This window comes from Neisseria sp. HMSC064D07, assembly GCF_001837185.1.
GTDB classification, from domain to species: Bacteria; Pseudomonadota; Gammaproteobacteria; order Burkholderiales; family Neisseriaceae; genus Neisseria; species Neisseria flavescens_C.
This window is the reverse complement of sequence record NZ_KV831705.1, coordinates 1-25,682: the sequence shown is the minus strand read 5'-3', so window position 1 is coordinate 25,682 and position 25,682 is coordinate 1. Positions and strand designations below refer to the sequence as shown.

Genomic DNA, 25,682 nt, shown 5'->3' with positions numbered 1-25,682 from the left:
CTATTTTCAGACGGCCTTTAATTTGTTTTATCGATCCGAGCGCACCCTGACAAATGTTGCAAATTTCGGCGTTCCTTTTTGCGTAAAACCACGATAACGGTAAGTAATCAGCGCACCGATTTTCGGGGGATGGTCGCGGTCCTTATCCTTAAAACCGCTGCCGATACGAAACTCGCCATATTGGTTTTTGCATCCTACCGCACCCAAACGCCCGACATTGCGCCCTTTGCCCTCATAATGACGCGTTACCGTACATTCATCATCATATTCACTTTTCAGCTTCAACAGCTGCCCATTTCTACCGCTTGCATAACGGGCTTCAGGTTGACGCAGCATCACCCCTTCCCCACCCAGCGCTTCAACTTGTTTCAAAAAATCCAAAGCATGCTGTTTGTCGCGCACCTTGACTTGCGGAATAACCGTAAACCGTGCCGACGGGTGTGATTTCAGCCATTTCGAAGCCGTTTCCAGCCGCTGATACAGATTGCCCTGCGCCTGCGGCACATCAAAAACATGCAAACGAATGCCGTCCCAATTTCCCGAGGCAGAACGCACCGTCGCGGAAATTTGCTCAAACCGCCCTCGTCCGCTGTACAACTCGCCATCCATCGGAAACGACGGAAAACCTGCTGTAAAACCTTTGGGCGGTGTAAACGCATAGCCCTGACGACTGATCAGCTGCCTGCCGTCCCAATACGCGCGTACGCCATCCAACTTTTCACTCATGGCCCAACCGGCAATATCTTGATTTTTATATTCCTGCGCCAACAACAAATCTGCACCAAACGCCGCAGAGATGAAAGAAGCCGCAAAAATCGGTATCATGGTTCGCATTACATTATTCATAAGACACTCTTCCAGACTTGCTTTTTATTATATATGCATAATAACAAAAGACCGTCTGAAACGCAAACAACATTAAATAAACATTTTCCAGGAACACCCATGGCACTCCAATTTGAAATCAACGCCGTTACCCCCTTCCGTCAAAACTGCACGCTGATTTGGGATGACGAAACCAAAGAAGCCGTTTTGACCGATGTCGGTGGCGACGTACCCTATTTATTGCAACAAGTCCAAAATAAAGGCCTCAAGCTGACTGCCATTTGGCTGACCCACGGCCATCTTGACCACGCAGGCGGCGTGGTTGAACTTTTGAAAACCTGCGACGTACCCGTTCTCGGCCCGCACAAAGACGACGAATTCCTGCTCCAAGCCCTTCCGCAAACGACGGCGCAATATGGTTTCCCCGTTTCTCCGTCATTCACGCCGACACGCTGGCTGGAAGAAGGGGAAACGCTCAAGGTCGGCAATCACAGCTTCCAAGTCCTCCACATTCCCGGCCACACTCCCGGCCAAGTCGTTTTTTACAACGCCGAAAACGGTCTTTTAGTCGCAGGCGATGTTTTATTTTATGAAACCGTTGGTCGCACAGATTTTCCGCGCGGCAATCATGATGACCTCATAAACAATATCTGCGCTAAACTATTAACCCTACCCGAAACCACGCAAGTGATAGCCGGACACGGCCGCATGACCAGTATCGGGCATGAGAAAAGGTACAATCCGTTTCTGGTTCGTTAATATGAATGTTGTATAAAGCCAACATTCTGGCATACACAGATTATGCGCACAAAGGGAAACTGGCATACAATTTGCAGGGATAACACCCGAAAGATTAAGTACCTAATCTCCGGCAAATGCCAAAATGAACTAAAGCACAAAGATAACAAGGTATTACGCAATACAACCTGATTTATCAAAAACCGGAAATCTCTAAACCCCAAGCCTTACTCGCAGTGAAATTGTTACAAAGTGACAATAAATGTCAGTCGGGCCGTCTGAACGGTTCTGCCGACTCAGGCGGATACAACGGAGATGAGGCGCAATGCCCTGCCGGAATGTGCCGAGGTTCTTGTTTGTCAAACCGTCGGGTACATCTTTAAGAAGCACAACATTATTTGGGTAAACCGGCAAACTCGCTGCCGGCACTAACAGGCCGTCTGAAAAGTTCGGCTGGTAAAATCAATAAAAGGATTATCAAATGAAAAAAATCGCAAAAGTGGGCTTCGTCCTGCTGGCTACCGGCCTGCTGGCCGCCTGTGCTACTAAGAGCAAAATCACTCCTGAAGGCACTACAGACGAGCCACGCTTCCCTAAACCTTACTCCCTGACCTTCAACAAAGACCGTGGCACATTCCCGACTTTTGACGAGCTGGATCAAATGCGTCCTGGCCTGACCAAAGACGACATCTACAAAATCCTCGGCCGTCCTCACTACGACGAAGGCATGGTTGGCGTGCGTGAATGGGACTACCTGTTCCACTTCTACACCCCAGGCGTAGGCGTTGACCCTGAAAACACTTCCGGCGTTGAAGGCATCACTACTTGCCAATACAAAGTGATCTTCGACAAAGACAAATTTGCACGCAGCTTCTTCTGGAATCCAGTATTCCCTAAAGATGCCGTATGTCCTCCTCCAGCACCTACACCTAAACAAGAGCCTCAAGTGATCATCCGCGAGATCATTAAAGAAGCTCCTCAACGCATCCGTCAATAAGGACAAATTTGAAACGGATCCTATTAGGTATAGCCTTGGCAGCAGGCCTGAACTCTTTGGCCGCTGCTGATGCTGTCAGCGACTATATCCAACGCAAAAAAGTTGTGGTCAATACAGCTAAGGCAGAGCTTTGCTTTGCCGATGACGGTCAGTGCCATCCGGTACTGATTGGCAAAACCACGCCGAAAGGCAAATTCAATATGACGCCGATGATGACCAGCAAACCGGGTTACGGTGGTGAGGTTATCGGCTTCAAAGAAGAAAATGACTTTCTGTTTGCGTTACACCGGGTATGGACGCTCAAGCCGCAGGAAAGACGCATGGAACGCATCGCTTCTCCTCATGTGGCCGACCGCATCATAACCAATGGTTGTATCAACGTACAAAATAATGTGTACGAAAAACTGCGTCAGTATTTCATTCTAGAAATAATCTGATGTAAGTCAGTCAAACAAAGGCCGTCTGAAACTTTTCAGACGGCCTTTCTTCTCAAACGAAAATTCAACGGCAATTTGCTTGCTCCGTCAGTACCGAACGAAGAATATTTGACCGCTTCATCCTCAATTCATCCTCAAGCCATATCACTTTTTACCATATCCAAAGAACCAACGGTTATTTATGCCGTTTCTCACCCAATGCTAGAATCGCGCGTTTATATATCGGCTCGCCGAGAAATCAAATAAATAATATAGTGGCAGGAGTAGCTTTTATTCCCTGCCCCTTACACACACAAACATCATGACCGATTCTTCTGCCAAATTACCCAATTTGTGGCTGCTGATTGCCGCTGCCGCCTCCATCCTGCTGATTACCATCGGCATGAGGATGACTTTAGGGCTTTTTGTCCTACCCGTCGTCAACTCTACCGAATTAAGCATGGCCCAGTTCAGCCTGATTATTGCCGTGTTCCAATTGATGTGGGGCATATCGCAACCCTTGTCCGGCGCGTTGGCCGACCGTTTCGGCGCGTTTAAGGTTTTAGCCGGCGGTACGGTTCTGTTGATTGCCGCCTGTCTGATTGTTCCGCAAATGCCGACTTATTGGGGACTGATGCTGGGTATCGGTTTATTGTTGGCATTTGGTACGGGTTCGGGCGGATTTTCCATCATTATGGGACAAGTCGCCGCCAAAACGCCGCCTCATCGGCGCGGCTTGGCTTCCGGCTTGGTCAATGCAGGCGGGTCCGCAGGGCAATTTTTGTTCGCGCCGCTGGTTCAAGGTTTGATTGCCCTGCCCCACATCGGCTGGACAGGGACATTTTATGTTTGGGCAGTCATTGCCATCTTGATTTTGCCGATTTCTTGGTGGCTGGCCGGCGGCAAACATGCTTCTCATACCGTCCACACAGACGACGGCGGCCAAACACTGAAGCAGGCCGTCTGCAAGGCTTTCACCAACCACAGCTATATCTTACTGCATTTGGGTTTCTTTACCTGCGGTTTTCACATTGCCTTTTTGGTTACCCACCTACCGACCGAAATTTCACTTTGCGGCCTCCCCGCTACGGTCGCTTCGACCTCCATTGCAATTATTGGTTTGGCAAACATCGCCGGCTGTATTTTTTCAGGCTGGTGTACCGGCAGATTTTTGGGTAAATACGTCCTCTTCGGTTTATATGCTTCGCGTGTCGCCATGATATTGATTTATCTGGCCGCACCTAAAACCGATTTAAACTTCTATCTTTTCGCTGCCGGACTCGGTTTCACTTGGTTGGCAACCGTCGCCCCCACCGCCGCCATTACCGGCAAACTTTTCGGTACGCGCTACTTGGCCACCCTCTTCGGGTTGACCATGTTGAGCCACCAAATCGGCGGCTTTTTGGGTTCATACATCGGCGGCATCGTCATCACGCGCTTCAACGATTACGGCTGGATGTGGTACGCCGACGCAGTCTTGGCAGGCGCGGCCGCCCTGTTGAATTTACTGATTCATGAACGGAAAGCGGCTACCGCCTGACGCGGAAACTTTGACATTTTAAGGCCGTCTGAAACGTTTCAGACGGCCTTTGCCTTATTCCATTTTTTGTGTTTTATCCACAATCGATATTCCTATCCATTATTTAACACTCTCTTACAAACCCGTTAAAATACTGCCTTTATCATGCTGATTGTCTGACTCTGATGAACTGGTCTTATCTGATCGATGCCATCCCTAAATTTGTCGATGCGGCAAAGCTGACGCTGGAATTGTCGGTATATGGCGTCGTTTTGTCGTTGCTGTTCGGCCTTCCCGTTGCCGTGGTTACGGCATACCGCATCCGCCCCTTCTACGCATTGGCACGCACCTATATCGAGCTGTCGCGCAATACGCCCCTGTTGATCCAATTGTTTTTCCTGTATTACGGCCTGCCGAAAATGGGCATTAAATGGGACGGTTTCACCTGCGGCGTGATCGCACTGGTTTTCTTGGGCGCAAGCTATATGGCGGAAGCCATCCGCGCCGGTATTTTGGCCGTCCCCAAAGGGCAGATCGAAGCGGGCAAGGCCATCGGTTTGAGCTGCTTTCAAGTGTTCCGCTATGTCGAATTGCCTCAGGCATGGGCGGTCGCCGTTCCCGCCATCGGCGCAAACGTATTGTTTTTGATGAAAGAAACATCTATCGTCAGCGCGGTCGGCATTGCAGAATTGTTGTTCGTTACCAAAGACATCATCGGCATGGACTATAAAACCAACGAAGCCTTGTTCCTGCTGTTTGCCAGCTACCTGATCATCCTTCTTCCCGTTTCGCTTCTAGCGCGCTGGGCAGAAAACCGCGTACGGAGTGCAAAATATGGTGTTTGACTGGCTGTTTGAAGGACAAAATGCTGCACGCTTGGGCGAAGGCCTGTTGCTGACGGCGCAGATTTCCCTGGCCTCCGTTGCCGCCTCCTGCGTATTGGGTACGCTGTTCGGCTTGGTTTTGCGTTCGCGCAACCGGCTCATCCGCTTTATCGGACGGTTTTATCTCGAAACCATCCGAATCGTACCGATTTTGGTGTGGCTGTTCGGCCTGTATTTCGGCTTATCCGTCTGGACAGGCATCCACATCGACGGATTTTGGGTCTGCGTCTGGGTATTTACCATGTGGGGCATCGCCGAAATGGGCGATTTGGTCCGCGGAGCATTGGAATCGATTGAAAAACACCAGGTCGAATCAGGCCTGGCACTCGGCTTAAGCCGCGGGCAGGTATTCCGCTACATCGAGCTGCCGCAAAGCATCCGCCGCGTATTGCCCGGCGCCGTCAATCTGTTTACGCGCATGATCAAAACCAGCTCGCTCGCCTCCCTTATCGGCGTCATCGAAGTCGTCAAAGTCGGCCAGCAAATCATCGAAAACTCGCTGCTGACGCAACCCAATGCTTCATTTTGGGTTTACGGCCTGATTTTTATGCTGTATTTCTTCTGTTGCTGGCCGCTGTCGCTGCTGGCGGCAAAACTTGAACAAAAATGGGAACACTGACATGGCTTTACTGAGCATCCGCAACCTGCACAAACAATACGGCAACGTAACCGCCATTCAATCCTTAGACTTGGACTTGGAAAAAGGCGAAGTCATCGTACTGCTGGGCCCGTCCGGCTGCGGCAAATCCACCCTCCTGCGCTGCGTCAACGGTTTGGAGCCGCACCAAGGCGGCAGCATCGTGATGGACGGTATCGGTGAATTCGGCAAAGACGTTTCCTGGCAAACCGCCCGGCAAAAAGTCGGCATGGTCTTTCAAAGCTATGAACTGTTTGCCCACATGACCGTCATCGAAAACATCCTCTTAGGCCCGGTGAAAGTACAAAACCGCAACCGTGCCGAAGCAGAGGCACAAGCCGACAAACTGTTGGAACGCGTCGGCCTGCTCGACCGCAAAAACGCCTATCCGCGCGAACTCTCCGGCGGCCAGAAACAACGCATCGCCATTGTCCGCGCCCTGTGCCTGAACCCGGAGGTCATCCTGCTGGACGAAATCACCGCCGCACTCGACCCCGAAATGGTGCGCGAAGTCTTGGAAGTGGTTTTGGAACTCGCCCGCGAAGGCATGAGCATGCTCATCGTAACCCATGAAATGGGGTTTGCCCGCAAAGTTGCCGACCGCATCGTCTTCATGAACAAAGGCGGTATCGTCGAATCGACCGATCCCGAAACCTTCTTCTCCGCCCCCAAAAGCGAACGCGCCCGCCAATTCTTGGCAGGCATGGACTACTGATTTTATTTTCAGGCCGTCCGAACCCTTTTTCAGACGTCCTCCACTTTCAACCAAACATTTGAAAAGGAAACACTCATGCAATTGAATGCCAAATTCAAAGCCCTCCTCGCCTCCGCCGCCATCGCCGTCGGCCTGACTGCTTGCGGAGGCGGCTCTGGCGATGCCCAATCTTCACAAAGCAGCGGCGCGGCAACCGTTGCCTCCATCAAAGAAAAAGGCATCATCCGTATCGGCGTATTCGGCGACAAGCCTCCGTTCGGCTATGTTGACGCCAACGGCAAAAACCAAGGCTTTGACGTTGAAATCGCCAAAGACCTGGCCAAAGACCTGCTCGGCAGCCCCGACAAAGTCGAATTTGTCCTGACCGAGGCCGCAAACCGCGTCGAGTACGTCCGTTCCGGCAAAGTCGACCTCATCCTCGCCAACTTCACCAAAACACCCGAACGCGCCGAAGCCGTCGATTTCGCCGATCCTTACATGAAAGTGGCCTTGGGCGTGGTTTCCCCCAAAGACAAACCGATTACCGACGTTGCACAATTGAAAGATCAAACCCTGCTGGTCAACAAAGGCACCACCGCCGACGCCTTCTTCACCAAAAGCCATCCTGAAGTCAAACTGCTGAAATTCGACCAAAATACCGAAACCTTCGACGCACTGAAAGACGGCCGCGGCGTAGCACTCGCCCACGACAACGCCCTGCTGTGGGCATGGGCAAAAGAAAACCCGAATTTTGAAGTCGCCATCGGCAACCTCGGCCCTGCCGAATTCATCGCCCCGGCTGTTCAAAAAGGCAACACCGACCTCCTGAACTGGGTCAACGGCGAAATCGCCGCCATGAAAAAAGACGGCCGTCTGAAAGCCGCCTATGAAAAAACCCTCTTGCCCGTGTATGGCGAGAAAGTCAAACCGGAGGAATTGTTGGCGGAATAAACCGACTATTTTCTCTGCAAAAAGTCACTTTTCCGTATTTCAGCCATCCGATTTGTGATTGATTTAAACAAATATCATATCTAACAACAGGCCGTCTGAACGTGCTATCGATGCCTCCAGACGGCCTGTTGTTTAAAAACGAATAACATGATAACCTTTTAATAACAGATGAAATAATTCGTCCGATATTTCTACAAAGCAAAAAGGAAACTATGATGAACCGTCGTCAATTTATCGGCAGCGCCGCTGCTGTCTCTCTCACCGCCGCCGCTTCTTTTGCCCGCGCTCACGACCATGCCGGCCATGCACACCATGCTGGCCATGCGCATTCTGCACCGCGCGCCTACGAAGCTGCGCGCAAAGCGGCCGCACATTGCGTTGAAGCCGGTCAAATCTGCTTGGAGCACTGCATTGCCCTGTTGAGCGCAGGCGATACCTCCATGAAAGACTGCGCAACCGGCGTCAATCAAATGTTGGCACTGTGCGGCACCTTGCAAAACCTCGCCGCCCAAAATTCACGCCTGACTCCGTCTTTGGCAAAAGTGTGCATCGAAGCCTGCAAACAATGTTCTGCCGCCTGCAAAGAACACGTCGGCCACCACGCTGAATGCAAAGCCTGCTACGAATCTTGCTTGGCTTGCATTAAAGAATGCGAAAAAATTGCCGCTTAATCAATATTAAAACAAAAGGCCGTCTGAAATTCAGACGGCCTTTTGTTTTAATATTTTGTTTACGCTATTCGGCTGCAAGCTCTTGCTCATCAAGCAGATTTTTCCGAACAATCGCAGGATTGCCCGCAGCCACGCAATAAGGCGGCACATCTTTAGTAACCACCGAACCTGCGCCGATTACCGCGCCCTTGCCGATGGTAACGCCGCCCATGATAATCGCACGTCTGCCAATCCAGACATCGTCTTCAATCACAATCGGGCGGATGTCTGTATAGCCTTCAAAGCGGCGGGTTTCAGGGTTGAATTTGTGGTTGGTCGAATAAAACAGGCATTCCGGCCCCATCATCACGTTCTTGCCGAGGGTCAGGCCGTGGCAGATTTCGCAATTGACGCCGATACCCGAATTGTCGCCGATTACCGTATCCGGAAAAACATATCCGCCTTTTTCAATATTGACGTTTTTACCAATGTTTGGAGAAATGCACGCAGCCAAAGCAGCACGGAATTTTTGCGCAATTCTGCCGAATGGTTTGCAATAAGACGGAGGCAACATTCCTCCCCAAACACGCAAAATGCACGTCAATATCCTTTTCCACATTAATTCCGTCTCCTGTTCGTACAAGCGTAAATATTATTCAGACTATTATTCTTCTTAAAGTTTCACATCTAGAGGAGGTTTTACATCCTCTTTTCAGTTAGATTACAGCCCGATTACACAACATTTGGTTTGAAACTCTATTCTAAACTGTTCTCGTCTGTTGCGAAACTGCCCTGCATACAAAATATCCTCTTGACGAAACAGCCAAAAATAGCGAAAATTCCACGCTTAACTGAAGTACAGGCAAAACCCCTGTGCCCGCTTAATCGAAAGGAAATCAAATGAAACAAGGTATTCACCCGAACTACCACGAAATCAACGTTACCTGCTCTTGCGGCAACAAATTCGTAACCAAATCCGCAATGGAAAAAGACAGCTTCAACGTTGAGGTTTGCTCTCTGTGCCACCCTTTCTACACCGGTACTCAAAAAATCGTCGACACTACCGGTCGTGTGGACAAATTCAACAACAAATTTGGCAACCTGTTCAAACGCTAATTGCCGCTTTGTCAAAAAGACTGCTTCGTGCAGTCTTTTTTGCATTCAGGCCGTCTGAAATATTTCTTTCAGACGGCCTGAGCTTTTTGTCGTCAACCTAATGCCATATCATTCCAAACACCCGATAAAAACGAGCCGTAAGCATTATTTTACAAAGCTCTCCGGTCCGGCATATCGCGCAAACCCGTCAAACCCTGTACCATTGCTATTCAAACCAACCGTTTTTTGACCTTCCATGCTGACTTACACACCGCCCGATCCGCGCCGCCCCCAAAAAACCCATGAAAAACCATGGCTTCTGCTGCTGATGGCCTTTTCCTGGCTGTGGCCGGGCGTGTTCTCGCATGACTTGTGGAACCCTGCCGAACCCTCCCTCTTCACCGCCTCTGACTCCATGAAAAACGGCGGCAGCCTGCTGATTGCACAAATCTTCGGCCAACCCGATTTCACCATCTCCCCTGCTTTTTTATGGGCGGCAACCGCATTCCAAACCCTATTTTCGCCTTGGGCGGCCGATGCCTATGATGCCGCACGTTTTGCCGGCGTGGTATTCACCGCCATCGGACTGACGGCCTGCGGATTTGCTGGTTTCAACTTTCTCGGCAGACATCACGGCCGCAGCGTTGTCTTAATCCTTATCGGCAGCATCGGTTTGCTGCCCATCGCCCACTTCCTCAATCCCATGTCGGCCGCTTTTGCCGCATTTGGATTAATTCTGTGCGGCTTTTCACTGGCACGCCGCCGCGTCATTATCGCCATTTTGTTGTTGTGCGGCGGCTGGGTTTTACTCTCCCTTTCCTCAGGCTACCTGCTGACCGCGGCCATGATGTTTTTGGCACTTGCCCTGTCGTTCCATTCCACTTGGCAAAGCAAACGCTATCTGCTGACCCTGATTGGCGCCATCGTCGTTTCCCTGCCCCTGCTGATTCTGTATCCGCTGGTGTTATCAAAAACCAATCCAGAATGGTTTGATATTTGGTTCAATCATTATTCCTTAGGCGTATTCGGTGGCTTCCATCAGATTCAGACGGCCTTCAACCTGCCCTATTATCTGAAAAACCTGCTGTGGTTTACCCTGCCTGCTTGGCCGCTGGCGGCATGGACGCTCAGCCGCACGCGTATCCACGATAAAAACTGGGGCATTCTGAGCCTGTCGTGGCTGGTTATCATGACAGCCCTGCTCGCCATCAACCCGCAACGCCTGCAAGACAACCTCGTTTGGCTGTTGCCGCCGCTCGCCCTGCTCGGCGCGGCACAACTGGACGGCCTGCGTCGCGGCGCAGCGGCATTTATCAACTGGTTCGGCATCATGGCATTCGGTCTGATTGCCGTATTCCTGTGGCTGGGCTTCTTTGCCATGAACTACGGCTGGCCTGCCAAACTGGCCGAACGTGCCGCCTATTTCAGCCCGTATTACATCCCCGACATCGACCCGATTCCGATGGCCGTTGCCCTGCTGTTTACTCCGTTGTGGTTCTGGGCGATTACGCGTAAAAACATCCGCGGCCGCCAAGCCGTGACCAACTGGGCGGCCGGCGTTACCTTGGCCTGGGCCTTGCTGATGACCCTGTTTTTACCATGGCTCAACGCCGCCAAAAGCCATGCGCCGGTGGTACACCAAATGGAAGCCGCGCTTTCTTCCGAATTGAAACAGAAACTTTCAGACGGCCTCGAATGTATCAGCATCGATGGCCAAGACCAGCGCACACGAATCGCATGGACACAATACAGCCATATTAAAACCACGACCGACAACCCGTCCTGTCGCTACCGCCTCATCCGCCAAGCCGCCAATGTCGGCGCACCTTCGGGCTGGCAAACCTTGTGGCAAGGCGCAAGACCGCGCAACAAAGCCGAGACTTTCCTATTGCTGGAAAAAACTGCGGCGCAGTAAATCACACTAACCTCAAAACTGAATACCCCAATCCAACAAAGGCCGTCTGAAAGAACTTTTATCCTTTCAGACGGCCTTTGACTCACTTTAACACTGCTTCCCGTACAATGGCCCTTTTCCCTTATCTGCCTAAAAATATGAAACCCAACCGCCTTTTGCCCCTCGTCCTCTTATTGACCGCCCTCTCCGCCCATGCCAAAGATTTCATCATCTACGACCGCATGGACTATGTCGGCAAACCCGACCTGACCGCCGACAAACTCTCCAAAGTGTTCTTGGTTTACGAAAGCGAGCTGGTTAAACCCGATCCAACGGGCAAACGCAAACACGGCGTACTCAACGAAGCGCGCATCCGTGAATTGGCCAAACAATCGCGCCGTGAAGGCTACCGCACCATTTCCACCGACATCGAAAGCTGGTTTGCCGAAAAAGACGGCCAGCTGCTGACCCCTGACGAATTGAGAACCGACTTCGCGCGGATGTACCAAATCTTCAGAGAAGAAAACCCGCGCGCTGTCATCAGCAACTACGGCATGCCTTCCGAACACCTGCACAGCATCCGCCACTACCGCCCCAACGTTGACAACGAAACCATCTTGGCCAAATGGCGGCAAGTCAGTAAACGCCGTGCACCCACCGCCGCCATCAGCGACTATGCCAATCCCGTGTTCTACATCACTTCCCCCGATTTGGTGCAATGGGAAAAAGACGTGAAAACCGCCGTTGACGACATCCACCAACGCTTTCCCAACAAAAAAATCATCGGCTACATTTGGCCGCAATATTATTCGGCCACCAACAGCCCTTATTTCAAACAATTCATTGACCCCGTCCGCTGGCGCAAAATGCTCGAAATCAGCAAAAAATACACCGACGGAGTGATTATCTGGTCGGACAAGCGCGATGAAAACAACCAAATCGTGCGCTGGAACGATCCGCGCATTCAGGCCACGATGAAAGCGACTCAAGCCTTCATCCATGCCAATGCCAAAGAAATCAAGGTAGAAGGTTTGCAGAAATATTAAAAACAAGGCGGGCATATTTGCCCGCCTCTTTATAATATGCAGTTAATTCCTAATAGTATTCATAAAGCTGTTAGGCATACTGGTCAAAAATCGTTAAAGAAAGGTCAGTAAAAATGAGAAAACTATCAATATTATCAGATGAGGGATTGGTTCCAATAAGAACAATTCAACAATTTGCTGAAGATGTAGGGGTCGTTTTTCCTGTTTCATATGTATCATTTCTTAGCAAACATGATCATTTATACCCTAAAGAAAATATTTTCAATTTTATCAATCAATACGGTGAAAATGATGAAAGGGACATTTCATTTTTAGGGTATAAGCAAAATTTAGGCTATGAAGATATTTATAGCTATTCATGTATTGATGATGAATATGGGTATGCAAAAAAAGTGATTGCTTTTGGGATTTCAGCTAATGGCGATTATATCTGTTTTGATTACAGAAAATGCAATGAAAATCCATGTATAATTCTGATGTATCATGATGATTTTTATGAAGATGAGAATGGAGATACGAAAATGGTAACTAGCCATATTGCAGATAGTTTTGATGCCTTTTTGGATATGCTATATGAACTTTCAGATTAAGTGTGTAGGTTGAGTTGAAAACCCAACTAAATTAAAAAAAAATTGTCTGACATCCGCAAGCCGTAGCCCATATGAAACCTAAACTCAACAAGTAGGATGTGTATGAAACGCACGCATGCGGTTCTCAAGGTTTGAGCTTAGAGGCTATCTAAAAACAGAAAAATCGTTTCAGACGGCCTTTGTTTAACGCTACCGATCCAGTAGGCCATAAAGCGCAATTATCCCAAAAGGTATATTGATGGGCAAATACAAAAAGGAGGAGAAGTCAATTTTACTATCTTCAAACATTTTCAATTTGGAGTATTTCCATGGTAATTACTTATCAAGAAGCAAAGAAAATCGCAGTATCTTTTTTAAGTCAAATAGAGCAAGAAATGGGAATTTCATTGTTAATAGTTGAATCTCATGTACGAGAAAATGATGATGGGTGGGTTTTCCCATATCAGTCAAAAGAATATTTAGAAACAATGGATATAAACAAATCTATTATTGGAAATTGGCCTATATTTGTTTCTAAAAATGGAGGAGTTCCTTCTATTCGTTGATTTAAGCCCATTAGCTAAGTCCGTATCCCACTAAATTTGAAACTATATGGATGAAAACAGACTCATAACGGGGGAAATGTATGGACCAACAGGACGCTTTAGACACAGAGCAAAATAATGAGATTAAAGAAATATCCTTATAACTCTATAAGAGAGAGAAAAGGAAATTTATCGATGTTTTATTCTTTCTTTTCACAAAGAATTCAATATAGATATTGGATTAGCTGTTTACTGTCTAAGCTCCCCCAAAAAAAGTATTGATATTTGATAATAAAAATATTTTTATTAGATTTGATTCAGTTATTTTTGTATTTCTATACAAATATACCTACAAATCCGTCTGTATGTTTGACACAACATACGACAAAACGACCGTACCACCAACGCTTCTGCATTCTTTCACACGTTTTTACCCGTTATTCCTAAGCACAGGCCGTCTGAAAATTGCCCGAATATCCAATACCCTTTACAATACCCGTAATTAAAATACATTTTTTGATACCCCTCTCCTGCATGAGTTCCACACCCTTCATCGAAATGAAAGACGTTGCCTTCGCATATGGCGACCGTCCTATTCTGAACAACATCAACTTCAGCATTCCACAAGGCAATTTCGCCGCCGTAATGGGTGGTTCGGGCAGCGGTAAAACCACGCTGATGCGCCTGATTACGGGTCAAATCCACCCGCAATCGGGAAAAGTGTTGATTGAAGGGCGCGATTTGGCCGCATTTTCGGCGCAGGAGCTGTATGAACACCGCCGCCGCATGGGCGTTTTGTTCCAACACGGCGCATTGTTCACCGACTTGTCCGTCTTCGACAACATCGCCTTCCCTATGCGCGAGCTGACGGATTTGCCCGAAGCGGTCATCCGCGATTTGGTGGTGTTGAAACTGAATGCAGTCGGTTTGCGCGGTGTTGAAAATCTGATGCCTTCCGAGCTTTCCGGCGGTATGTCGCGCCGCGTCGCCCTCGCGCGTACGATTGCGCTCGACCCTGAAATCATGTTGTATGACGAGCCTTTCACCGGCCTTGACCCGATTTCGCTGGGCGTTATCGCCCACCTCATCAGCCGCGCCAACAAAGCCCTGCGCTCCACCAGCGTGATGGTAACGCACGACATCGAAAAATCGCTGGAAATCGTCGATCAAGTCATTTTCCTGGCACACGGCGAAATCATGTTCTCCGGCTCGCCCGAAGAAATGCGCGAACTCGACTCGCCTTGGGTACGCCAGTTTGTCGGAGGTTTGGCAGACGGCCCTGTCGCCTACCGCTATCCGGCGCAAACAACTTTAAAACAAGACTTGCTGGGCTGATGTTCAGACGGCCTGAATTTTAAACAAGGCCGTCTGAAAACCATTTAACCAATCAACTGAAACCTATGAATTTTATCCGTTCCGTCGGGGCAAAAACCCTCGGCTTCATCCAATCGCTGGGCAGCATTACGCTGTTTTTCCTGCATATCTTGGCCAAATCAGGCACGGCATTTACCCGCCCGCGCCTGAGCATCCGCCAGGTTTACTTTGCAGGCGTGTTGTCTGTCCTGATTGTTGCTGTGTCCGGCCTGTTTGTCGGCATGGTGTTGGGCTTGCAGGGCTATACGCAGCTGGCAAAATTCAAATCCGCCGATATTCTGGGCTATATGGTTGCCGCTTCCCTGTTGCGTGAATTGGGTCCCGTATTGGCGGCTATTCTGTTTGCCAGCAGCGCGGGCGGTGCCATGACCAGCGAAATCGGCTTGATGAAAACCACCGAGCAGCTTGAAGCAATGAACGTGATGGCGGTCGACCCTGTGGCACGCGTGGTTGCACCGCGCTTTTGGGCAGGTGTGTTTTCCATGCCTTTGCTGGCGTCGATTTTCAACGTTGCCGGTATTTACGGCGCGTATTTGGTCGGCGTCGAATGGCTGGGCTTGGACGGCGGTATTTTCTGGTCGCAAATGCAAAACAACATTACCTTCCATTACGACGTACTCAACGGCTTAATCAAATCCGCCGCTTTCGGTGTAGCCGTTACGCTGATCGCCGTACATCAGGGCTTCCACTGCGTACCGACTTCCGAAGGTATTTTGCGCGCCAGTACACGAACAGTAGTGTCTTCCGCCCTGACCATCCTCGCTGTCGACTTTATGTTGACCGCGTGGATGTTTACCGACTAAAGGCCGTCTGAAACGACACTTAAAAAGAATGAAACAAGGACAATAGCACATGAAAAAAAATGCTTTGGAATTTTGGGTAGGACTGTTTGTCTTACTGGGCGCAGCCGCTATCGGCTTTCTCGCCTTCCGAGCCGCCGGCGGGCAATCGTTCGGCAAATCCTCTCAAACCTACACCGTCTATGCCGATTTCAGCGACATCGGCGGCTTGAAAACCAACGCTCCGGTCAAATCCGCAGGCGTACTGGTGGGCCGCGTTGCATCCATTCAGCTCGACCCTAAATCCTATCAGGCAAAAGTTGCCCTCAATCTGGACAGTCAATATCAGTTCAGCAGCGACGTTTCCGCACAAATCCTGACTTCAGGCTTGTTGGGCGAACAATACATCGGCCTGCAACAAGGCGGCGATACTGATTCTTTGGCGGCAGGCGACACCATTACCGTCACCAGCTCCGCCATGGTTTTGGAAAACCTTATCGGCAAATTCATGACCAGCTTTGCCGAAAAAAACGCAGACAGTGAATCTGCCGGTCAAAACAAACAATAAACACATATCAACCCAATATTCAGGACACTCCCATGAAAAAAACTTCCTTCATCAGCGCATTGAGCATCGGCGTATTGAGCATCAGCATGGCATTTGCCTCTCCTGCCGACGCAGTCAACCAAGTCCGTGAAAACTCCGTTCAAGTGCTGAAAATCCTCAACAGCGGCGATGCCAACACTGCACGCCAAAAAGCTGAAGCCTACGCCATCCCTTACTTCGACTTCCAACGCATGACAGCTTTGGCCGTCGGCAACCCATGGCGTACTGCAACTGACGCACAAAAACAAGCGTTGACTAAAGAGTTCCAAACCCTGCTGATCCGCACCTACTCCGGCACCATGCTGAAATTCAAAAACGCCAAGGTCAACATCAAAGACAACCCGGTCGTAAACAAAGGCGGTAAAGAAATCGTTGTCCGCGCCGAAATCAACGTTTCCGGCCAAAAACCGGTCAACATGGACTTCACCACCTATCAAAGCGGCAGCAGATACCGCGCATACAATGTCGCAGTCGAAGGCGCAAGCTTGGTTACCGTATACCGCAACCAATTCGGCGAAACCATCAAAGCCAAAGGTATTGATGGTCTGATTGCCGACTTGAAAGCCAAAAACGGCGGTAAATAATCCACCCCCGCACCATGCCGCCTGATGTTCAGACGGCATGGTGCCTTACATCATAAAGACACCATGCAAACAGAAATCCGCAACGGCACGCTCTACATCAGCGGCGACGTTACCGTCAAAACCCTGACTGCCTCCGCCTTTGCGCGCTACGAACAACAATGCCGTCTGAAAGAAACAGACAGCATAGACTTCAGCCAAGTAGGCAAAGCAGATTCCGCCTGCGTTTCCCTGCTGCTCAACGCTCTGCGCCGGACAGACAAAAAACCGACCATTCAAAACATTCCCGATTCCGTCCGCGCACTGGCCGAACTTTACGAAATCAAAGACTGGTTGCAATCATGAAAAAAACCACCGCTTCCCTCTGCCTCATCATCAGCCTTGCCTCCGCTCCCGCACTTGCCGAACGCAATCCGGCCGACCCTTACGAAGGCTACAATCGCACCGTTTCCAAGTTCAACGACAAAGCAGACAAATACGTCCTTTCCCCTGTAGCACGCGGCTATCGCAAAGTAACGCCCAAACCGGTGCGTACCGGCGTGAGCAACTTCTTCAACAACCTGCGCGATGTTGTCAGCTTCGGCAGCAACGTGCTGCGCCTTGACATCAAACGCGCTAGCGAAGACCTCGTCCGCGTCGGCATCAACACCACCTTCGGCCTTGGCGGTTTAATCGACGTAGCCGGTGCAGGCGGCGTACCCAGCAATAAAAACACCCTCGGCGACACCTTCGCCTCATGGGGCTGGAAAAACAGCAACTACTTCGTCGTCCCCCTGCTCGGCCCGTCTACCGTACGCGATACCGTCGGCAACGCCATTACCACCGTCTATCCGGTTAAAAATGCCGTCTTCCACACCAGCGCAGGACGCTGGGGTACAACCGGCATGCAAGCCATCAACACCCGCAAAGAGCTCCTCGACCTGACCGACAGCCTCGAAGGTGCAGCCATCGACAAATACAGCTACACACGCGACCTTTACATGAAAGTCCGCACCCAACAAACCGGCGGCACGCTCCCTCAAAGCGAAGACGACAATATCGACATCGATGACTTGGTGGACAGCAACACCACTTCCGAACCGGTAGCAGCCCCCCAATCCACTCCGGAAGAAATCCCCGATACAGCCAATCCCCAAACCCTGTATCAAACACCATCAGAAAACCCCTGATTATTCCCAAAAATAAAGGCCGTCTGAAATTCAGACGGCCTTTATCCTCCAAAGGATAGCCAGTCCACCACCTTTGCTATATCATTCAACTATACAGAAACCAAGGAAAACACCATGTACGAAGTCAACCGCAGCGTCTTCCTGCTTATCCCCCTCGATCCTTTTTGGAACTGGCTGAAATCCCTGCCCGGCAATCACCTTGACGGCCTGACACTTGAAGATATCCAAGCCGATGCCAACTCCTACCTCGTTCGCCCGTGCGAAACTGCCGACGAAGTATGGGACGAGATCGAAGCGCGTTTCGAAGATATTTTTGCTGCCGAATTGGCCGACTGGTGCGAAGACGAAAGCGAATGGCCTGATTTGGACGCCGACATTTTCAACGAATGGTTCGACATCCAACTTTCCACCGTGATTACCGACCTCGAACACGAACCAATCGCACGCGAAGAGTTCCAACCCATCAATCTCAACTGATGAAACTGACCGTCCGCAACTACCATCTCGACGGCTACGGCCACGTCAACAATGCGCGCTATCTCGAATTTCTCGAAGAAGCGCGCTGGACGTTTTTTCAAGAGCATGACCTTCTGTCCGAACTCGAAGGCATCATGCTCGTTGTTGCACGCGTCGATATCCGCTATCGCCGTCCGTCGCTCGAAGGCGATGTTTTAACCTTTACAGGCCGTCTGAAAGACATCGGCACACGCCACATCATCCTCAGCCAAACCGCGACCCTGCCCAACGGCAAAGCCGCCATCGAAGCCGAAGTGACCCTTATGCCCGTCAGCAGCGAAAGCGGCCGCAGCATCAGCGTTCCCCAAACCTTAGCACACGCCATTCAAAACCTCGAATCATGAAAAAAATACTCACACTCCTTGTCATTGCCACAATTGGCGCGCTTCTTGCCTTCGTCCTTATCCCCAGCAACAAAGCCGCCCCTGATTTCGTCCTGTCCAACTTGCAAGGCAAAACCATTACCAACGCCGATTTGAAAGACAAAGTTACCCTCATTAACTTCTGGTTTCCCTCCTGCCCCGGTTGCGTGAGCGAAATGCCTAAAATCATCAAAACCGCCCAAGATTATCAAGGCAAAAATTTCCAAGTCCTCGGCATTGCCCAACCCATCGACCCCATCGAAAGCGTCCATCAGTATGTCAAAGACTACGGCCTTCCCTTCACCGTCATGTACGATGCCGACAAAACTGCCGCAAAAGCCTTTGGCACACAGGTTTACCCGACTTCCGTCCTGATCGATAAAAACGGCAACATCCTTAAAACCTACGTTGGCGAACCCAATTTCTCCCAACTCTATCAAGAAATCGACCAAGCCCTAGCCCAATAAATCCAAGGCCGTCTGAAACCATATTTCAGACGGCCTAAAACCGAAATATCCTTTATAATAAGCAACATTTTATCCGTTCAGACACCAAGCTCCTCTATTAACAAAGGCCGTCTGAAACAACCGAATACCCATAAGAGAACATCATGAAATTTATCGACGAAGCAAAAATCGAAGTCGCCGCAGGCAAAGGCGGTAATGGCGCAACCAGTTTCCGCCGCGAAAAATTCGTACCCCGCGGCGGCCCTGACGGCGGCGACGGTGGCAAAGGCGGCAGCGTTTGGGCGGAAGCCGACGAAAACACCAACACCCTCGTCGAATACCGCTTCGTCAAACGCTACCAAGCCAAAAACGGCGAAAAAGGCCACGGCTCCGACCGCTACGGCGCAGGTGCGGACGACATCGTCCTCAAAATGCCCGTCGGCACCCTTATCCGCGACCTCGACACCGACGAAATCGTTGCCGACCTCACTTATCACGGCCAACGCGTCTGCCTCGCCAAAGGCGGCAAAGGCGGCTTGGGCAACATCCACTTCAAATCCTCCGTTAACCGCGCGCCCAAACAATCCACACCCGGCGAAGAAGGCGAAACCCGCTCCCTGCAACTCGAGCTTAAAGTCCTCGCCGATGTCGGCTTATTAGGTATGCCCAACGCCGGCAAATCCACCCTGATTACCGCCGTATCCGCCGCACGCCCCAAAATCGCCAACTACCCCTTCACCACCCTGCATCCAAACTTGGGCGTCGTGCGCATCGACGAAAACCACAGCTTCGTCATGGCCGACATCCCCGGTCTGATTGAAGGCGCAGCAGAAGGCGCAGGCCTCGGCCACCGCTTCCTCAAACACTTATCGCGCACCGGCCTGCTGCTGCACGTCGTCGATTTGGCGCCCTTCGACGAAGCCGTCAACCCAGCAGAAGAAGCCCTCGCCATCATCAATGAATTGCGCAAATACGACGAAGAACTCTACGACAAACCGCGCTGGCTGGTGCTGAACAAACTCGACATGCTCGACGAAGAAGAAGCCCAAGCGCGTAGCGCCGCCTTCCTCGAAGCCATCGGCTGGGACTATCCGAAACCAGACGACCGCTTCCAATTCGATATGGAGACCCCGCGCCTCTTCCAAATCAGCGCCCTGACCCACCAAGGCACTCAGGAATTGGTACACCAAATCAACCAATACCTAACCGAGAAAAAACGCATCGAAGCCGAAAAAGCAGAAGCGGAGCAGGCAGCGGCAAAAGCCGGAATTGCTGAGCAGCAGCCTAAAACGGATACTGGCGTGTTTAAGCCAGAGTAAGGAAATAAAAAGTTTTCAGACGACCTGTTTAATGTAATATAGGGCCGTCTGAATACAGGAACAAGAAGCAAGGAAGACCATGATTTCTGATAAACAACGTATCGAATTGGCGAAAAAGCAAGCTTTGCTTAAAATTTTGTATCAGGCATGGCTGGCAGAAAAACGAAAATACGCCGTAATCACGGTAGTCGATAATGAAGGCAACCTTATCGAATACCATCCTTCCGGTAATCAAAGAACAGTAGGCCATGTCAAACAACCGGCCTAAAGCGATTTTTTACTGTGGTGCTAACGGTTCGGGCAAATCTACCCTGCGCCAATTCAATCAAGATCGTGTCTCGTTAGTGATTGATTCTGACCATATCGCAGCAGAAATTAACCCTGAAATGCCTCGTTTAGCCGATATGGAAGCGGGAAAAACTGCATTGCGCTTATTCCGTCAAGCATTGGATAATCGAATTTCTTTTTCCATGGAATCGACCTTATCCGGCAAATCCGCCCTTACCCGCATTCAAACGGCCAGCAATGCCGGATTCTACGTCATACTCAACTATATCGGTCTTGCGACACCCGAATTAAATATCCGCCGTATGCAGGAGCGCGTCGCAAGCGGCGGACACTGGATAGATCCTGAGTTAATCCTCAAACGCTACCATGTAAGCCTGCAAAACCTTCATACCGCATTACCGTTTGCCGATGAAAGTTTTATTTTTGATAACTCATCGGTTTATCCACAGCTGCAAATATGGATAAATCAACATCAATATCTGAAAAACAAACATTTAGTCGATTGGGTAAAGCCAATCGAACAAACCATACTTTCAAATGGATTAATTTTTGATTCTTTTTTAGCTTATGAATAAAGAATTTGCCTGCACAAAAAATCCAAAATAATTTCCCTCTGTTTATACAAATTTTGAAAATTCCATGACCACCATCTACAACACCCTTACCCGCAAAAAAGAACCCTTTACCCCCATCGACCCTAAAAACGTGCGTATGTACGTTTGCGGTATGACTGTTTACGACTACTGCCATTTAGGTCATGCTCGCGTGATGGTTGTATTCGACATGATTGCCCGTTGGTTGCGCGAGTGCGGCTATCCGCTCACTTATGTGCGCAACATTACCGACATCGACGACAAAATCATCGCCCGTGCGGCTGAAAACGGCGAAACCATCGGCGAACTGACCGCGCGTTTCATTCAGGCTATGCACGAAGATGCCGATGCTTTGGGCGTGTTGCGTCCGGATATTGAGCCGAAGGCAACGGAAAACATTCCGCAAATGATTGCCATGATTGAAACCCTGATTCAAAACGGCAAGGCATATCCTGCCGCAAACGGCGATGTTTACTACGCCGTGCGCGAGTTTTCCGCTTACGGACAACTGTCGGGCAAATCGTTGGACGACCTGCGCGCAGGCGAGCGTGTAGAAGTGGACGGTTTCAAACGCGATCCGCTTGATTTTGTGTTGTGGAAAGCGGCCAAAGCAGGCGAACCTGCATGGGAAAGCCCTTGGGGCAACGGCCGTCCGGGTTGGCATATTGAATGCTCTGCCATGAGCGAAAATCTGTTCGGCGATACTTTCGATATTCACGGTGGCGGCGCGGATTTGCAATTTCCGCACCATGAAAACGAAATCGCCCAAAGCGTCGGTGCCAGCGGTCATACCTGCGGCCATGACCATGCACAAACCCACCACGGTCAAAGCATCGCCAGCCACGTCAAATACTGGCTGCACAACGGCTTCATCCGTGTGGACGGCGAAAAAATGTCCAAATCGTTGGGCAACTTTTTCACCATCCGCGAAGTGTTGAAACAATACGACCCCGAAGTCGTGCGCTTCTTCATCCTGCGCGCTCACTACCGCAGCCCGCTGAATTACTCCGACGCGCATTTGGACGACGCCAAAGGCGCGCTGACACGCCTGTACACCACGTTGAAAAACACACCAGCGGCTGAGTTTGATTTGTCTGAAAACGCCAACGACTACACCCGCCGTTTCTACGCCGCCATGAACGACGATTTCGGTACAGTCGAAGCCGTTGCCGTGTTATTCGAACTGGCAGGCGAAGTGAACAAAACCAATGATGCGCACCTCGCCGGCTGCCTGAAAGCTTTGGGCGGCATCATCGGCCTGCTGCAACGCGACCCGATTGAATTCCTGCAAGGCGGTACTGTTTCAGACGGCCTATCCAACGAGGAAATCGACGATTTGATCGCCCGCCGCAAACAGGCGCGCGCGGACAAAAACTGGGCGGAATCCGACCGTATCCGCGACCTTCTGAACGAACACAAAATCATTCTGGAAGACAATGCCGGCGGTACAACTTGGCGTCGCGGTTGATTTCATGGCATAGATAAAAGGCCGTCTGAAACTGTGCTTGAATTTCGGCTGTTGGGAAAAAAGGAATTTTGCAAAGGTCTCAGGTTTTCAGACGACCTTCATGTGTAAAGCAGATAAAAAACGCACCCGAAGGTGCGTTTTTCTAATAGATGTTACAAATTAAGCAACAGCAATATCTGAATCAATCCAGAGTTCGTTAGAACCGGTGTGGTAAACATGATAAGTATTGCCTTCATAATTAACTTGTGAGCTTGCAACTTTACTAATCTCACTTAAATCCACTTTATCACCTTCATTACCATCAACAATTAACACGTTGTTGTGAGATTTACCACTGTCATCAACCGTTGGTTTAGCACTGTGGTTTCTCTCAACATCATCTTTGTGGATCATAACTGTGTTGTTTAACGTACCTTTAATATCAATTTTCTCAAAGTTAGAGATCGATAAAATCTTGGTCATAATTGCTTCGCCATCTCGGTTCACAAACTCAAGTGTATCGAAATCATCACCACCATCAATAGATATTCCTTTGTAAATAGAGTCATGCTGAATAGTACCTGATGTTCTTACAATATCATCGCCTGAACCCATATCTACTCTTGCATTGTATACTCCATAGGAGAACGGTTCACCTGTATCACGCGCTTCAAGAATATCATTACCCTCGCCCATATTAATGGTGCCCGCAATTTGATCAAAGCTTGCATAGTCATTACCGCTACTGCCCATACCGTTACTATCTATAGTATTAGATGATACCCCAGATTCATCAGGAACTTTAGTATCTTCACCCGCTTGAGCCCTTACTGATACACTCTGGTTGCCAGCAAGATCTCTCGACGTAGCTATCACATAAGAACCATCTTTTACTTGGTCTTGTGGAATGGTTGTGCTGTTCTGACCTGCTTCAATCTCTGGTACTATTGAATAATAGCTTGAAGACCAGCTGCCATCTGCCTTTTTGATTAAAGTTATGCCGATAGAAAAATTAGAATTCTCTGGGTTAAAAAATATACCAGGGCGGTTAGGGATTACCGATATTGAAACATAATCGTCCACTTTTGCATCATCTGGTACTTTCACGGTGACTGATCCATCCGTAGTCGATGGAATGACTTCCGGTGCGCTTGGTGCTGTAGTATCAGGGTTTTTACCTACTATATTGAGACCTGGATAACTGATTATACCCGAAGTATCAAAGGCATTCGCAGCTATTTGCGAGCCCCCTTCTATTTTATCTGATGAAATCATCGCTTTTCCAGTCGCTGGCTCTACCGTAATATCTGGATTGTCCGAAGTCCAATTACCATCTTCACCTTTCGTTAACATTGTAATTTTCAGAGTACCTGCTTTATCAAAATATCTTACTGCCATAGATTTAAGGTCTTTAACTGCAGGAGGGGTAATTTCTACAAAACCATCTGTTTTTACGGTTATTGTTGGAGAGGCAATTTCGCTAGCAAGATTAGTATATCCTGGTGCAGAGAAATTCTCTGCAGGATCCTCTGCATGAGCATATACAGTACCGAATCCTTTAAGTTTCTTAGCTGGAACAATAGTATTATCATTGCCGGCATCAACATTTGGCACATTCTCCGGTTTATCTGAAATCCAACTACCATCCTGTTGTTTAGTCAAAATAGCTAAAATTTCATCATTATCATCAGGATAAAGTGAACCGAAGGTCCAAAAAGACTCATATTGATAAATACCTCGTTTAATTACAACAAAATCTCCAACATTGGCATCTTTTGGCATTGTTACTCTTGCAGAACGATCTTGTAATGCAACTACTTCCGGCATGCTTGGCCCATAAGTATCCGGAACGTTAACCGCATTTTCCGTTGCGACTTCACCTGTGTTACCTTGATTATCTGTTGCCGAGGCTTTCACTAGAGAGCCATCTTTCACTTGATGTGCCAGAAGTGTTATTTTACCAGTCTCTGAATTGAGCCAGATATCATCATTTGGATTAGATGATACCCAACCCTCATCAGCATCTTTAGTAATCGTTACAGTTTGCGGATTTCCCTCTTCATCAATGTAGTGCACTTCAACTGATTTAGTATCTTCATCTGCTGGAGGATTAATATAAACAAAACCATTCATTTTCGCTTCAATAGTTGGTTTACCAGGCGCAGTTGTGTCAGGATTATTACCCGCATTCGCTGTACCTTCTTCACCTGCGTTACCTGCAGTGTCAGTCGCTTTCGCAGTCACCGGAGAGCCATCTTTCACTTTATCTGCTGGGATGATTGCTTTGCCAGTCGCTGGGTCTACCGCAACATCCGGGTTGTTTGAAGTCCAGTTGCCATCTTCACCTTTGGTTAATGTAGCAGTTTTCGGTGTACCCGCTTCATCGGTGTAGCCCACTTCTACAGACTTGGTATCTGCATCTGCAGGAGGTGTCACTTCCACTGAACCGTTGTCTTTCGCTTCAACAGTCGGTTTAGCCGGTGCAGTCGTGTCAGGATTATTACCTGCATTCGCTGTACCTTCTTCACCTGCATTACCCGCAGTGTCAGTCGCTTTCGCAGAAACTTCAGAACCATCTTTCACTTTATCTGCCGGGATGGTTGCTTTGCCAGTCGCTGGGTCTACCGCAACATCCGGGTTACTTGAAGTCCAGTTGCCGTCCTCACCTTTCGTCAAGGTTGCTGTTTTCGGTGTGCCCGCTTCATCTGTGTAGCCCACTTCTACAGACTTGGTATCCGCAT

Annotated in this window: 30 protein-coding genes; 27 read left to right on the top strand and 3 right to left on the bottom strand. The window is 49.4% G+C overall.

Going from position 1 to position 25,682, the window contains the following annotated elements; genetic code table 11:
• Positions 1-27 precede the first annotated feature (27 nt).
• Positions 28-834 (bottom strand): DNA ligase, encoded by an 807-nt coding sequence (locus HMPREF2608_RS08775; RefSeq protein WP_070826666.1) that lies wholly within the window; start codon positions 832-834, stop codon positions 28-30.
• A gap of 111 nt (positions 835-945) precedes the next feature.
• Between HMPREF2608_RS08775 and HMPREF2608_RS08770 the strand changes: the two genes are divergently transcribed.
• From HMPREF2608_RS08770 to HMPREF2608_RS08730, 9 genes are all read left to right on the top strand, one after another.
• Positions 946-1,584 (top strand): MBL fold metallo-hydrolase, encoded by a 639-nt coding sequence (locus HMPREF2608_RS08770; RefSeq protein ID WP_004519037.1) that lies wholly within the window; start codon positions 946-948, stop codon positions 1,582-1,584.
• A gap of 460 nt (positions 1,585-2,044) precedes the next feature.
• Positions 2,045-2,560, top strand: coding sequence for an outer membrane protein assembly factor BamE (locus tag HMPREF2608_RS08765; protein WP_070587953.1), 516 nt, complete (start codon positions 2,045-2,047; stop codon positions 2,558-2,560).
• Positions 2,561-2,568: 8 nt separating this feature from the next.
• Positions 2,569-2,997 (top strand): hypothetical protein, encoded by a 429-nt coding sequence (locus HMPREF2608_RS08760; protein WP_049332858.1) that lies wholly within the window; start codon positions 2,569-2,571, stop codon positions 2,995-2,997.
• A 301-nt stretch (positions 2,998-3,298) separates the two neighbouring features.
• Positions 3,299-4,516: an MFS transporter gene (locus tag HMPREF2608_RS08755; RefSeq protein WP_070826665.1), complete on the top strand. Its 1,218-nt coding sequence runs from the start codon at positions 3,299-3,301 to the stop codon at positions 4,514-4,516.
• 164 nt (positions 4,517-4,680) lie between these two features.
• Positions 4,681-5,340, top strand: coding sequence for an amino acid ABC transporter permease (locus HMPREF2608_RS08750; RefSeq protein WP_070826664.1), 660 nt, complete (start codon positions 4,681-4,683; stop codon positions 5,338-5,340).
• Positions 5,330-5,998 (top strand): amino acid ABC transporter permease, encoded by a 669-nt coding sequence (locus tag HMPREF2608_RS08745; RefSeq protein WP_049344971.1) that lies wholly within the window; start codon positions 5,330-5,332, stop codon positions 5,996-5,998. The genes HMPREF2608_RS08750 and HMPREF2608_RS08745 overlap by 11 nt, the downstream gene beginning before the upstream one ends.
• Position 5,999: 1 nt before the next feature.
• Positions 6,000-6,731, top strand: a complete 732-nt coding sequence (locus tag HMPREF2608_RS08740) for an amino acid ABC transporter ATP-binding protein (protein WP_070826663.1) — start codon at positions 6,000-6,002, stop codon at positions 6,729-6,731.
• Between the two features lie 75 nt (positions 6,732-6,806).
• Positions 6,807-7,661, top strand: coding sequence for an amino acid ABC transporter substrate-binding protein (locus HMPREF2608_RS08735; protein ID WP_070826662.1), 855 nt, complete (start codon positions 6,807-6,809; stop codon positions 7,659-7,661).
• A gap of 215 nt (positions 7,662-7,876) precedes the next feature.
• Positions 7,877-8,332 (top strand): four-helix bundle copper-binding protein, encoded by a 456-nt coding sequence (locus HMPREF2608_RS08730; RefSeq protein ID WP_070826661.1) that lies wholly within the window; start codon positions 7,877-7,879, stop codon positions 8,330-8,332.
• A 64-nt stretch (positions 8,333-8,396) separates the two neighbouring features.
• On the opposite strand, the gene HMPREF2608_RS08725 is transcribed toward HMPREF2608_RS08730, so the two are convergent.
• Positions 8,397-8,930: an acyltransferase gene (locus tag HMPREF2608_RS08725; protein ID WP_070826660.1), complete on the bottom strand. Its 534-nt coding sequence runs from the start codon at positions 8,928-8,930 to the stop codon at positions 8,397-8,399.
• Positions 8,931-9,211: 281 nt separating this feature from the next.
• Between HMPREF2608_RS08725 and rpmE the strand changes: the two genes are divergently transcribed.
• The 18 genes from rpmE to cysS all read left to right on the top strand — a co-directional run bounded on the left by rpmE (position 9,212) and on the right by cysS (position 22,962).
• Positions 9,212-9,427 (top strand): 50S ribosomal protein L31, encoded by a 216-nt coding sequence (gene rpmE, locus HMPREF2608_RS08720; protein WP_003681847.1) that lies wholly within the window; start codon positions 9,212-9,214, stop codon positions 9,425-9,427.
• A gap of 235 nt (positions 9,428-9,662) precedes the next feature.
• Complete coding sequence (locus tag HMPREF2608_RS08715; protein ID WP_070826659.1) at positions 9,663-11,321, top strand: ArnT family glycosyltransferase; 1,659 nt, start codon at positions 9,663-9,665, stop codon at positions 11,319-11,321.
• 137 nt (positions 11,322-11,458) lie between these two features.
• Positions 11,459-12,346, top strand: coding sequence for a hypothetical protein (locus tag HMPREF2608_RS08710; RefSeq protein WP_283122309.1), 888 nt, complete (start codon positions 11,459-11,461; stop codon positions 12,344-12,346).
• 113 nt (positions 12,347-12,459) lie between these two features.
• Positions 12,460-12,936, top strand: a complete 477-nt coding sequence (locus tag HMPREF2608_RS08705; protein ID WP_070826657.1) for an SMI1/KNR4 family protein — start codon at positions 12,460-12,462, stop codon at positions 12,934-12,936.
• 308 nt (positions 12,937-13,244) lie between these two features.
• A complete protein-coding gene (locus HMPREF2608_RS11205; RefSeq protein WP_081456507.1) occupies positions 13,245-13,481 on the top strand; it encodes a YrhB domain-containing protein in 237 nt (78 codons plus the stop codon).
• A gap of 513 nt (positions 13,482-13,994) precedes the next feature.
• Positions 13,995-14,795: an ABC transporter ATP-binding protein gene (locus HMPREF2608_RS08700; protein ID WP_049323595.1), complete on the top strand. Its 801-nt coding sequence runs from the start codon at positions 13,995-13,997 to the stop codon at positions 14,793-14,795.
• Between the two features lie 65 nt (positions 14,796-14,860).
• Positions 14,861-15,637: a lipid asymmetry maintenance ABC transporter permease subunit MlaE gene (mlaE, locus tag HMPREF2608_RS08695; protein WP_070823640.1), complete on the top strand. Its 777-nt coding sequence runs from the start codon at positions 14,861-14,863 to the stop codon at positions 15,635-15,637.
• Between the two features lie 49 nt (positions 15,638-15,686).
• Entirely contained in the window at positions 15,687-16,181 is a 495-nt protein-coding gene (mlaD, locus tag HMPREF2608_RS08690; RefSeq protein ID WP_049329454.1) for an outer membrane lipid asymmetry maintenance protein MlaD, read from the top strand.
• A gap of 32 nt (positions 16,182-16,213) precedes the next feature.
• A complete protein-coding gene (locus HMPREF2608_RS08685; protein WP_049332874.1) occupies positions 16,214-16,804 on the top strand; it encodes an MlaC/ttg2D family ABC transporter substrate-binding protein in 591 nt (196 codons plus the stop codon).
• Between the two features lie 63 nt (positions 16,805-16,867).
• Positions 16,868-17,146: an STAS domain-containing protein gene (locus tag HMPREF2608_RS08680; protein WP_036493932.1), complete on the top strand. Its 279-nt coding sequence runs from the start codon at positions 16,868-16,870 to the stop codon at positions 17,144-17,146.
• Positions 17,143-17,970: an MlaA family lipoprotein gene (locus tag HMPREF2608_RS08675; protein ID WP_049350934.1), complete on the top strand. Its 828-nt coding sequence runs from the start codon at positions 17,143-17,145 to the stop codon at positions 17,968-17,970. Before HMPREF2608_RS08680 ends, HMPREF2608_RS08675 begins: the two co-directional genes overlap by 4 nt.
• A 114-nt stretch (positions 17,971-18,084) precedes the next feature.
• Positions 18,085-18,447, top strand: coding sequence for a hypothetical protein (locus HMPREF2608_RS08670; protein WP_003681812.1), 363 nt, complete (start codon positions 18,085-18,087; stop codon positions 18,445-18,447).
• A complete protein-coding gene (locus tag HMPREF2608_RS08665; RefSeq protein WP_070826656.1) occupies positions 18,447-18,830 on the top strand; it encodes an acyl-CoA thioesterase in 384 nt (127 codons plus the stop codon). Before HMPREF2608_RS08670 ends, HMPREF2608_RS08665 begins: the two co-directional genes overlap by 1 nt.
• Positions 18,827-19,315: a peroxiredoxin family protein gene (locus HMPREF2608_RS08660; protein WP_070826655.1), complete on the top strand. Its 489-nt coding sequence runs from the start codon at positions 18,827-18,829 to the stop codon at positions 19,313-19,315. The genes HMPREF2608_RS08665 and HMPREF2608_RS08660 overlap by 4 nt, the downstream gene beginning before the upstream one ends.
• A gap of 143 nt (positions 19,316-19,458) precedes the next feature.
• Positions 19,459-20,613: a GTPase ObgE gene (obgE, locus tag HMPREF2608_RS08655; protein ID WP_070826654.1), complete on the top strand. Its 1,155-nt coding sequence runs from the start codon at positions 19,459-19,461 to the stop codon at positions 20,611-20,613.
• Between the two features lie 79 nt (positions 20,614-20,692).
• On the top strand, positions 20,693-20,881 hold the full coding sequence (locus tag HMPREF2608_RS08650) for a hypothetical protein (RefSeq protein ID WP_070826653.1): 189 nt from the start codon (positions 20,693-20,695) through the stop codon (positions 20,879-20,881).
• Positions 20,862-21,476: an ATPase gene (locus HMPREF2608_RS08645; protein WP_070826652.1), complete on the top strand. Its 615-nt coding sequence runs from the start codon at positions 20,862-20,864 to the stop codon at positions 21,474-21,476. The genes HMPREF2608_RS08650 and HMPREF2608_RS08645 overlap by 20 nt, the downstream gene beginning before the upstream one ends.
• A 64-nt stretch (positions 21,477-21,540) precedes the next feature.
• Positions 21,541-22,962, top strand: a complete 1,422-nt coding sequence (gene cysS / locus HMPREF2608_RS08640; protein WP_070826651.1) for a cysteine--tRNA ligase — start codon at positions 21,541-21,543, stop codon at positions 22,960-22,962.
• A gap of 159 nt (positions 22,963-23,121) precedes the next feature.
• Here cysS and HMPREF2608_RS11575 read toward each other — a convergent pair.
• The coding region (locus HMPREF2608_RS11575) for a hypothetical protein (protein WP_210402782.1) at positions 23,122-25,682 on the bottom strand (2,561 nt) is incomplete at its 5' end.

What these genes read in the sequence shown, in the direction of transcription:
- HMPREF2608_RS08775 (WP_070826666.1), bottom strand. Translation starts at nt 834, where the DNA reads ATGCGAACCATGATACCGATTTTTGCGGCTTCTTTCATCTCTGCGGCG.
- HMPREF2608_RS08770 (WP_004519037.1), top strand. Translation starts at nt 946, where the DNA reads ATGGCACTCCAATTTGAAATCAACGCCGTTACCCCCTTCCGTCAAAAC.
- HMPREF2608_RS08765 (WP_070587953.1), top strand. Translation starts at nt 2,045, where the DNA reads ATGAAAAAAATCGCAAAAGTGGGCTTCGTCCTGCTGGCTACCGGCCTG.
- HMPREF2608_RS08755 (WP_070826665.1), top strand. Translation starts at nt 3,299, where the DNA reads ATGACCGATTCTTCTGCCAAATTACCCAATTTGTGGCTGCTGATTGCC.
- HMPREF2608_RS08750 (WP_070826664.1), top strand. Translation starts at nt 4,681, where the DNA reads ATGAACTGGTCTTATCTGATCGATGCCATCCCTAAATTTGTCGATGCG.
- HMPREF2608_RS08745 (WP_049344971.1), top strand. Translation starts at nt 5,330, where the DNA reads ATGGTGTTTGACTGGCTGTTTGAAGGACAAAATGCTGCACGCTTGGGC.
- HMPREF2608_RS08740 (WP_070826663.1), top strand. Translation starts at nt 6,000, where the DNA reads ATGGCTTTACTGAGCATCCGCAACCTGCACAAACAATACGGCAACGTA.
- HMPREF2608_RS08735 (WP_070826662.1), top strand. Translation starts at nt 6,807, where the DNA reads ATGCAATTGAATGCCAAATTCAAAGCCCTCCTCGCCTCCGCCGCCATC.
- HMPREF2608_RS08730 (WP_070826661.1), top strand. Translation starts at nt 7,877, where the DNA reads ATGAACCGTCGTCAATTTATCGGCAGCGCCGCTGCTGTCTCTCTCACC.
- HMPREF2608_RS08725 (WP_070826660.1), bottom strand. Translation starts at nt 8,930, where the DNA reads ATGTGGAAAAGGATATTGACGTGCATTTTGCGTGTTTGGGGAGGAATG.
- rpmE (WP_003681847.1), top strand. Translation starts at nt 9,212, where the DNA reads ATGAAACAAGGTATTCACCCGAACTACCACGAAATCAACGTTACCTGC.
- HMPREF2608_RS08715 (WP_070826659.1), top strand. Translation starts at nt 9,663, where the DNA reads ATGCTGACTTACACACCGCCCGATCCGCGCCGCCCCCAAAAAACCCAT.
- HMPREF2608_RS08710 (WP_283122309.1), top strand. Translation starts at nt 11,459, where the DNA reads ATGAAACCCAACCGCCTTTTGCCCCTCGTCCTCTTATTGACCGCCCTC.
- HMPREF2608_RS08705 (WP_070826657.1), top strand. Translation starts at nt 12,460, where the DNA reads ATGAGAAAACTATCAATATTATCAGATGAGGGATTGGTTCCAATAAGA.
- HMPREF2608_RS11205 (WP_081456507.1), top strand. Translation starts at nt 13,245, where the DNA reads ATGGTAATTACTTATCAAGAAGCAAAGAAAATCGCAGTATCTTTTTTA.
- HMPREF2608_RS08700 (WP_049323595.1), top strand. Translation starts at nt 13,995, where the DNA reads ATGAGTTCCACACCCTTCATCGAAATGAAAGACGTTGCCTTCGCATAT.
- mlaE (WP_070823640.1), top strand. Translation starts at nt 14,861, where the DNA reads ATGAATTTTATCCGTTCCGTCGGGGCAAAAACCCTCGGCTTCATCCAA.
- mlaD (WP_049329454.1), top strand. Translation starts at nt 15,687, where the DNA reads ATGAAAAAAAATGCTTTGGAATTTTGGGTAGGACTGTTTGTCTTACTG.
- HMPREF2608_RS08685 (WP_049332874.1), top strand. Translation starts at nt 16,214, where the DNA reads ATGAAAAAAACTTCCTTCATCAGCGCATTGAGCATCGGCGTATTGAGC.
- HMPREF2608_RS08680 (WP_036493932.1), top strand. Translation starts at nt 16,868, where the DNA reads ATGCAAACAGAAATCCGCAACGGCACGCTCTACATCAGCGGCGACGTT.
- HMPREF2608_RS08675 (WP_049350934.1), top strand. Translation starts at nt 17,143, where the DNA reads ATGAAAAAAACCACCGCTTCCCTCTGCCTCATCATCAGCCTTGCCTCC.
- HMPREF2608_RS08670 (WP_003681812.1), top strand. Translation starts at nt 18,085, where the DNA reads ATGTACGAAGTCAACCGCAGCGTCTTCCTGCTTATCCCCCTCGATCCT.
- HMPREF2608_RS08665 (WP_070826656.1), top strand. Translation starts at nt 18,447, where the DNA reads ATGAAACTGACCGTCCGCAACTACCATCTCGACGGCTACGGCCACGTC.
- HMPREF2608_RS08660 (WP_070826655.1), top strand. Translation starts at nt 18,827, where the DNA reads ATGAAAAAAATACTCACACTCCTTGTCATTGCCACAATTGGCGCGCTT.
- obgE (WP_070826654.1), top strand. Translation starts at nt 19,459, where the DNA reads ATGAAATTTATCGACGAAGCAAAAATCGAAGTCGCCGCAGGCAAAGGC.
- HMPREF2608_RS08650 (WP_070826653.1), top strand. Translation starts at nt 20,693, where the DNA reads ATGATTTCTGATAAACAACGTATCGAATTGGCGAAAAAGCAAGCTTTG.
- HMPREF2608_RS08645 (WP_070826652.1), top strand. Translation starts at nt 20,862, where the DNA reads ATGTCAAACAACCGGCCTAAAGCGATTTTTTACTGTGGTGCTAACGGT.
- cysS (WP_070826651.1), top strand. Translation starts at nt 21,541, where the DNA reads ATGACCACCATCTACAACACCCTTACCCGCAAAAAAGAACCCTTTACC.